This is a genomic window from Coprococcus sp. AF21-14LB, assembly GCF_003458885.1.
Lineage (GTDB): Bacteria > Bacillota > Clostridia > Lachnospirales > Lachnospiraceae > UBA9414.
Genome location: NZ_QRVX01000016.1, coordinates 43,812 through 51,071, shown reverse-complemented (window position 1 = coordinate 51,071; position 7,260 = coordinate 43,812). Strand labels below are relative to the sequence as shown.

6 protein-coding genes are annotated in these 7,260 nt (G+C 47.3%); 4 read left to right on the top strand and 2 right to left on the bottom strand.

All coding sequences use genetic code 11. From position 1 onward, the window contains the following. Positions 1–122: 122 nt before the first annotated feature. Positions 123–653, bottom strand: a complete 531-nt coding sequence (locus DWX73_RS05965) for a GNAT family N-acetyltransferase (RefSeq protein ID WP_118347806.1) — start codon at positions 651–653, stop codon at positions 123–125. Beyond that, positions 653–2,455 (bottom strand): sigma-54-dependent transcriptional regulator, encoded by a 1,803-nt coding sequence (locus DWX73_RS05960; protein ID WP_118347804.1) that lies wholly within the window; start codon positions 2,453–2,455, stop codon positions 653–655. The genes DWX73_RS05965 and DWX73_RS05960 overlap by 1 nt, the downstream gene beginning before the upstream one ends. Before the next feature lie 211 nt (positions 2,456–2,666). On the opposite strand from DWX73_RS05960, the gene DWX73_RS05955 reads away from it, so the two are divergent. From DWX73_RS05955 to dapA, 4 genes are read left to right on the top strand one after another with little or no spacing between them, the layout of a single operon-like run. Next, positions 2,667–3,920: a four-carbon acid sugar kinase family protein gene (locus DWX73_RS05955; protein ID WP_118347802.1), complete on the top strand. Its 1,254-nt coding sequence runs from the start codon at positions 2,667–2,669 to the stop codon at positions 3,918–3,920. Continuing rightward, complete coding sequence (locus DWX73_RS05950; RefSeq protein WP_118347800.1) at positions 3,920–5,080, top strand: sialidase family protein; 1,161 nt, start codon at positions 3,920–3,922, stop codon at positions 5,078–5,080. The genes DWX73_RS05955 and DWX73_RS05950 overlap by 1 nt, the downstream gene beginning before the upstream one ends. Before the next feature lie 35 nt (positions 5,081–5,115). Next, positions 5,116–6,279 carry an iron-containing alcohol dehydrogenase gene (locus DWX73_RS05945; RefSeq protein ID WP_118347798.1) on the top strand — a complete coding sequence of 388 codons (1,164 nt, stop codon included), beginning with the start codon at positions 5,116–5,118 and terminating at the stop codon, positions 6,277–6,279. A gap of 50 nt (positions 6,280–6,329) precedes the next feature. After that, a complete protein-coding gene (dapA, locus tag DWX73_RS05940) occupies positions 6,330–7,238 on the top strand; it encodes a 4-hydroxy-tetrahydrodipicolinate synthase (protein WP_118347796.1) in 909 nt (302 codons plus the stop codon). Positions 7,239–7,260 lie beyond the last annotated feature (22 nt).

The following is a 7,260-nucleotide window of genomic DNA, read 5'->3' as shown; positions in this document are numbered from 1 at the left end:
AAATCTGAAAAATACATTTTCATTTGCAACATAAAAATCACCACTTTTCTTTTAGTATACAAGAAAAGTGATGATTTTTGTATTAACTATTTTTTATGCGGTTGCCCTGCATTTTCTGTTCTTTATACTTCACATTCCAGCTGGCAGTCATATGGCTCCTGCTCCACATGTTCCTGACGGTATTCTTTTGCCTCTGCACATCCCATTTTCTTATAAAATGCCTGGGTTTCCACAGCGGAATGAGCTGAAATATAAAGCTTCTTTGCTCCGTGTTCCTTTGCCCATTGCCGGTCTGCCTGAAATAATTCCCGGCCGATTCCCATTCCGCGCATATCTTCTGATACATGAATGCACGTTAGATCTGCATATCTGTTCTCGCCTCCGAAGATCTCTGCCTCCACAGATGTGAAGCCTTTTAGCTTTCCATCTGAAAATGCTCCGTACACAAATCCTCCTGTTCGAATGGTATTCTTTAAGCAGGTAACAAGAAATTCGTACTCTTGCGGTGTCCAGTCATCAATAAACGGATCCGGCTTTATTACCCACTTTCCTTCCTCCCGGCGCCAACAGTCATTTACAACCTGATGCCGGATAAAATCTTTAAATAATTCTTTTGTAAGTTCCTCTTCTTTTATGACTCTGTATTCTATCATTACGCTTCTCCTTTATCTTCGTTTTTACTAAGATAGCGCCACAGTGTTGTCCTGCTGATCCCAAGCTGGCGCGCTGCCGCTGCACGGTTTCCGCCGTGCGCCGCTACAGACTGCTCTACCACATCATGAATGATTTCCTCCAACGTCACTTCTGTATTGGCAGACGGCTTATTGGGTGTGAAATTCTTTTTTACCGGACGCTCTTTCGCAAGAAGTTCTGCAACCGCATTGCTTCTAATATAGCTGGAAGTTGCCGTTGTTGCAAGGGTGCGGAGAATGTACTTAAATTGTGTATAGTTATTTGGCCAGTCATAACGGCGCAGCATTTCGATCGCCCGCGGTTCAAATCCGGATATCTGTTTTCCCAACTCTACTGTCAGACTGCTGAGATAGACGCTGGCAAGGGAAGAAATCTCATCCGCCCGACTGCGAAGTGACGGCAGATTCAGCATCAGACACCCAAGCTTTGACTGGAATTTTCTCATACGCTCCGGCTCCGGCTCGCCGTCCGGACAGACATAAGAGAAGATCAGTCTCACCCTTCTGGCAAGCCCGGTCTCATGGATCACGGAAAGCAGCTCTTTTGCTGTTTCCTCTTCCAGCATCTCGAAATTCTGAAAATAGATTGTATTGCCTGTAGCATTTAACGGCGAATTATCGTGCCATAAGAGAAAATCCCATCCCTTTTCATTGACCAGTTCACAATTCACAAGGACAAATGGTTTGTTGACTCGTGAACTGTGCAGATAAAGAAACCATGCAATCTGTTCTTTGCCAGTTCCCGCCTCGCCCCGGATCATAACCGGCTGGCGCACTTCCGCCAGTTTTAAGATTTCTTCATCCATCGTCCCCATGGCGCCGCTTGTATTGTAAAAGCTTGTTGTAAATAAGTATTCACATTCTCCTTTATTCATAGACCGGATACCCTTCCCCCAGCTGGAGTGCATGGAAATCCTGGAAGGAACACAGTAAAACAGGCAGTAACGCTTCTCATCCATTAGCAATGTCTGTCCCGTAATCCGGTATAGCTGATCCCGCTCGGTATAATAAAATTTCAGTGAACTGTTTGGCGGCACTTCCCGCAGATGGGATTTCAAAGTCTCTACCAGACCGGAAGACGGTTCTGTCGGACTGCTGTAGAAGATCCTTCCGTCTTGCTGAAGTACGACAACACGTCCATTCTGATCTTTTGTGATACTTCTAAGAAACATATTTTCCTGCCGTACCCGCCCGAACCACTGACTGATATTGATCGCCTGGTCAAAGGCAGCATGCATACTTTCCACACCCGACGTAATGAGAAATGCATCCATCCCCATCTGACGCGCAATTCTGTGGGTTACCATATCGCAGACAACCATGTGGTAGCCTTCCTGTTTCAGATGCTTCAGAAGTTCCGGAACTTCATCGGCATGTTCTACCGTAAGGATTGTCAAGTGATAATCCAGAAGATCACAGAGCGTATGCGCCGGCTCTGTAATGCTTGAGAACCCGACAATGGCATAACGCCTGGAATAATTCTCAGCAAGCTTCATCGCACTTAGCACATCATAGACGGAAAGCGGAATCTCTACAACCGGAAGCTCTGTCATCTGCCGTATCATCGTTGCAGTTCCTCCTCTGGAAATAATACAGTCATAAGAGTTCATCGGAACATGCTGCACAATGGCTGCTCCTACCTCAAGATCTCCCGTATAAACATCAAGCTGTACGTTCGGATACGCTTCTGCAGTACGTTCCATAACGGTACGCATTCCTTCATAAGGTGCAATTCCAAGAATTCGTGTATGTGTGTTGACCAAAATCAATCCCTCCGTTTCGTTTTGTTACCATTATATCAGATGATTATACAAATTGCACGTTTTATGTGTTTCATTTTAAAACATTTTCATCATTATTTCAGTATTATTTTAAATTCGTTCTAAATTGGAACGTCTTTCTTCTGTTTTTCCCGTGCGAAGTTTCCTAAAATTCGTCATAATAACAGTAACGAAAGAGAGGAGGGGGAAGACCATGAGCCTTCTTTTGATTATCGCGGACGATTTTACCGGCGCACTTGATACCGGAGTACAGTTCGCTGCCCGCGGAATCCGAACCCAGGTTGTCGTAGATACGGAAATTGATTTTGCTTCTCAGAACGCAGAAGTGCTTGTCATCGATACAGAGACAAGACATTTGCCGGCTGACAAAGCATATGACATTGTATATCAACTGACAAAACGCTGTCTGAAGACAGATATCCACTATATTTATAAGAAAACAGATTCTGCACTGCGCGGAAATATCGGAGCTGAGCTTGCCGCGCTTCTGGATGCAAGCGGATGCAGACAGCTTCCGTTCCTTCCGGCATTTCCACAGTTGAATCGTATTACAAAGAACGGCGTCCATTATATCGACGGTGTTCCTGTAACAGAAAGTCCTTTTGGTATCGATCCATTTGAACCGGTAAGACATTCCGTTATCACAGAGCTGATTGCAGAACAGACCGACTGTCCGGCACACAGTTTCCCGGCGTTAAATGAGACCGATCCGGTTCCCAAGACAGATGGGATTCTCGTCTTCGATGCAGAACATATCAAAGAACTGACTGCCACGGGAAAAGCTCTGTTCCGGCAAAACACACTTCAGATTATGGCAGGCTGTGCCGGTTTCGGCGCATCTCTTCCGGAACTTCTGAATATTACTCCGGATACGAAACGCACCTTTCCGAAGCTGGACGAACGCCTTCTTGTCGTATGCGGAAGCGTCAATCCAATCACACTCGCACAGCTGGACATGGCAGAACAGGCCGGATTCTCCAGACTTCGCCTGACGCCGGAGCAAAAACTCACATCCGGTTACTGGAAAAGCTCTGACGGCACAGAACATTTGAAACAGATTGAATCTATGCTGAAGAAGAATCCTCACTGTATTATCGAAACAAACGATCCGGGCGGAAATCAGCTGACTGCCGATTACGCGGCTGCTCACGATATGGATCTGGAAACAGTCCGTGTCCGGATTGCCGGAAGTCTCGGAGCGCTTGTCGGAGAGATTTTCACAAGCCCGTCTCTCGGCACGCTGCTGCTGACCGGCGGAGATACGCTCCTGCAGTGCATGAACTGCATTGGCGTCAGCGAACTTGAACCAATCTGCGAGCTTGCCAAAGGCGTTGTACTCGCACAGTTTACTTACCACGGCTGCTCACGCCATGTCATCACAAAATCAGGCGGTTTCGGTCAGGAAGATCTTCTGATCACACTTGCCGACAGAATAGGAGGAAACTAATGACATACAAAAAAACTGCAGGATTGACCTGGGACGGACAAATTTACGAAAATGAAGAAATGGGCACATACGAAGCACTTCTTCCAACAGGCGGATATCCGACTGCCCACGCGCCGGCAATGGTGGAACTGCCAAACGGCGATCTGCTCTGTTGCTGGTTTGCAGGTACTTATGAGGGAAGCGCAGACATTCATATCATCTGCTCTCTTCTGCCAAACGGAACCGATAAATGGCTTCCTCCGGTTGACATTTCCGGCGATCCGACAAGAAGTGAACAGAACCCGTCACTGTTTTACGGCCCTGACGATGCTGTGTGGGCTATGTACACTGCTCAGCTTGACCGCCAGGAAGGCAAAGACAATATGCAGTTTACTTCTGTTGTGCGCTGTCAGAAAAGTACCGACGGCGGACGCACCTGGGGCGAATATGAAACAATGTTCCCGGAAGAAGGTACTTTCTGCCGCCAGCCGATCCAGATTCTTTCTAATGGACGCTGGATCTTCTCCAACTGGATCTGTACCGATTCCGAAGATGGACTCTCCGGAGATCCAAGCGCCTTCCGTATCTCCGATGACGGCGGCAAAACATGGCGCATGGTCATGATGCCAGAGAGCAACGGACATGTGCACGCCAATGTGGTAGAGCTTGAACCGGGACATCTTGTGGCATTTATGAGAAACCGTGAAGCATACCGCATCCACAGAAGCGAATCCTTTGATTACGGCGATACATGGAGTGTTCCAAAGCCGACACCGCTTCCGAATAATAACTCAAGCATCAGCGCCATCAAGCTTCAGAGCGGACGGATTGCCATTGCCTATAATCCAACCTGTACACCGGATCCGCAGCCTGGCAAAGCTGCATGGCCGGGACTTCGCTGCCCGGTTGCCGTAGCCCTTTCCGAAGACGGCGGACTTACCTTCCCGATCATTCGCTGGATGGAGCGCGGAGAAGGATTTATCGGAGAAGAAAATAAAACAAACAATAAACAGTATGAATATCCTTACATTATGCAGACACGCGACGGCATGATCCACCTTGCTTATGCCGCACGCACACGTCTCGGTGTAAAATATATGTGCTTCCGTGAGGAAGACGTACTCGGTGAGAAACGCGAACGTGTAGGACTTTACAACCCGACAGCCGCACAGAGCCATTAGAAATTCATTTTTCATAAAAAGGAGTGTTTGAAATTATGCTGACAACATATAACCTGAAGATGCCGCACGCTGTTTACGGCGGAGAAAATGCTATAGACAATATTACAGCGATCCTGAAAGCCCGCGGCTCTAAACATGTGGCAATCTTTACTGACAAAGGGATCGAAGCAGCCGGACTGTTCACACTTCCGGAAGAAGCAGTGAAGGCTTCCGGAGCCGATTACTATGTGCTTGACGATCTTCCGGCAGAACCAAGCTACATGGCTGTGCAAAAGCTTGTTGACCAGTTCAAAGAAAGCGGCGCAGATATGATTATCGCCTGCGGCGGCGGAAGCGTTATGGACGCAGCAAAGCTTGCCAGCGTACTTGTGACAGATGAGTACGGCGTCAAAGAGCTTCTGGACGATCCGGGACGCGCTAAGAAATGCGTACCTGCCATTCTGATCCCGACAACAGCCGGAACCGGAGCGGAAGTAACTCCGAATGCCATCGTTGCCGTACCGGAGAAGGAACTGAAAGTCGGTATTGTAAATGAGAACATGATTCCGGATTATGTCATCCTTGATGCACGCATGATCAAGAATCTTCCAAGAAGCATCGCGGCTGCAACAGGAGTAGACGCCCTTGCCCACTGCATCGAATGTTTCACAAGCAATAAAGCAAATCCATTCAGCGACCTGTACGCTCTGGAAGGACTGGATCTGATCCTGAACAATATTGAGAAAGCCTGTGATGATCCGGAGGCAATGCAGGAGAAAAACCGGATGCAGATTGCAGCTTACTACGGCGGTCTTGCCATTACCGCAAGCGGTACAACTGCTGTTCATGCACTCAGCTATCCGCTTGGCGGCAAATATCACATTGCCCACGGCGTTTCCAATGCCATCCTTCTGGCTCCGGTTATGCGCTTCAACGAACCTGCCTGTCAGGAACGTTTTGCAATTGCATATGACCGCTGCTGCCACGATGAAGTAAAGACATGCAAAACTGCAGCCGAAAAATCCGCATGGATCATCAATCGTCTGGAAGAGATTGTAAAACATCTGGACATTCCGACAAGTCTGAAAGAATTCGGCGTACCGGGAAGCGATCTGGAAACACTTGTAGAATCCGGAATGCAGGTACAGAGACTTCTCGTAAATAATCCTCGCACCTTAACAGCAGACGATGCAAAAGAGCTTTACAAACAGATTTTATAAAAACATAAATGCAATCATAAAACATTTTCTACAAAGGAGAACATTTTACCATGAAAAACATCGAATTAAAAGGAATTATCCCGCCAATCCTGACTCCAATGAATGATGACGAATCTATTAATGTCGCAGAACTCCGCAACCAGGTTGACCGTATGATCGAAGGCGGCGTTCACGCTCTCTTCCCATTCGGAACAAACGGCGAAGGTTATATTTTAAATGCAAAGGAAAAACAGCTCGTACTTGAAACAGTCATCGAGCAGTGTAACGGACGTGTTCCGGTTTATGCCGGTACCGGATGCATTTCTACAAAAGAAACAATCGAACAGAGCAAAATGGCACAGGCTGCCGGAGCTGACGTCCTTTCTATTATTACGCCAAGCTTTGCCGCTGCAAGTCAGGAAGAACTCTATGTACATTACAAAACAATCGCAGAGGCTGTTGATATGCCGATCGTTCTTTATAACATCCCGGCCCGTACAGGAAACGCGCTTGCCCCTGCAACAGTAGCCCGTCTGGCTCAGATTGAAAACATTATCGGTGCGAAAGATTCCAGCGGAAACTTTACAAACATCCTCGGATACATTGATGCCGGAAATAAAAAAGAAAACGGTAAGTTCTACACATTATCCGGAAATGACCAGCTCATCATCTGGACACTGCTGGCAGGCGGTACCGGCGGTATTGCAGGCTGCGCTAACGTTTACCCGCATACAATGGCTTCTATCTACAACCTGTTTATGGAAGGTAAGATTGAAGAAGCAAAAGCTGCCAACGAAAGCATCCAGAGCTTCCGCGCATGCTTCAAATACGGCAATCCAAACACAATCGTTAAGACAGCAACACGTCTTCTCGGCTACAATGTAGGACCATGCCGCGCGCCATTTAACCAGGTTCCGGAAGAAGGTATTGAAGCAATCAAGAAAGTTCTGAAAGAAAACGAAGCAAAAGGAATGCACTAATTGCATAAAGAAGGGAGCACAC

Excerpts from the sequence above, each read along its gene's own strand:
- DWX73_RS05965 (WP_118347806.1), bottom strand. The coding sequence starts at position 653 with ATGATAGAATACAGAGTCATAAAAGAAGAGGAACTTACAAAAGAATTA.
- DWX73_RS05955 (WP_118347802.1), top strand. The coding sequence starts at position 2,667 with ATGAGCCTTCTTTTGATTATCGCGGACGATTTTACCGGCGCACTTGAT.
- DWX73_RS05950 (WP_118347800.1), top strand. The coding sequence starts at position 3,920 with ATGACATACAAAAAAACTGCAGGATTGACCTGGGACGGACAAATTTAC.
- DWX73_RS05945 (WP_118347798.1), top strand. The coding sequence starts at position 5,116 with ATGCTGACAACATATAACCTGAAGATGCCGCACGCTGTTTACGGCGGA.
- dapA (WP_118347796.1), top strand. The coding sequence starts at position 6,330 with ATGAAAAACATCGAATTAAAAGGAATTATCCCGCCAATCCTGACTCCA.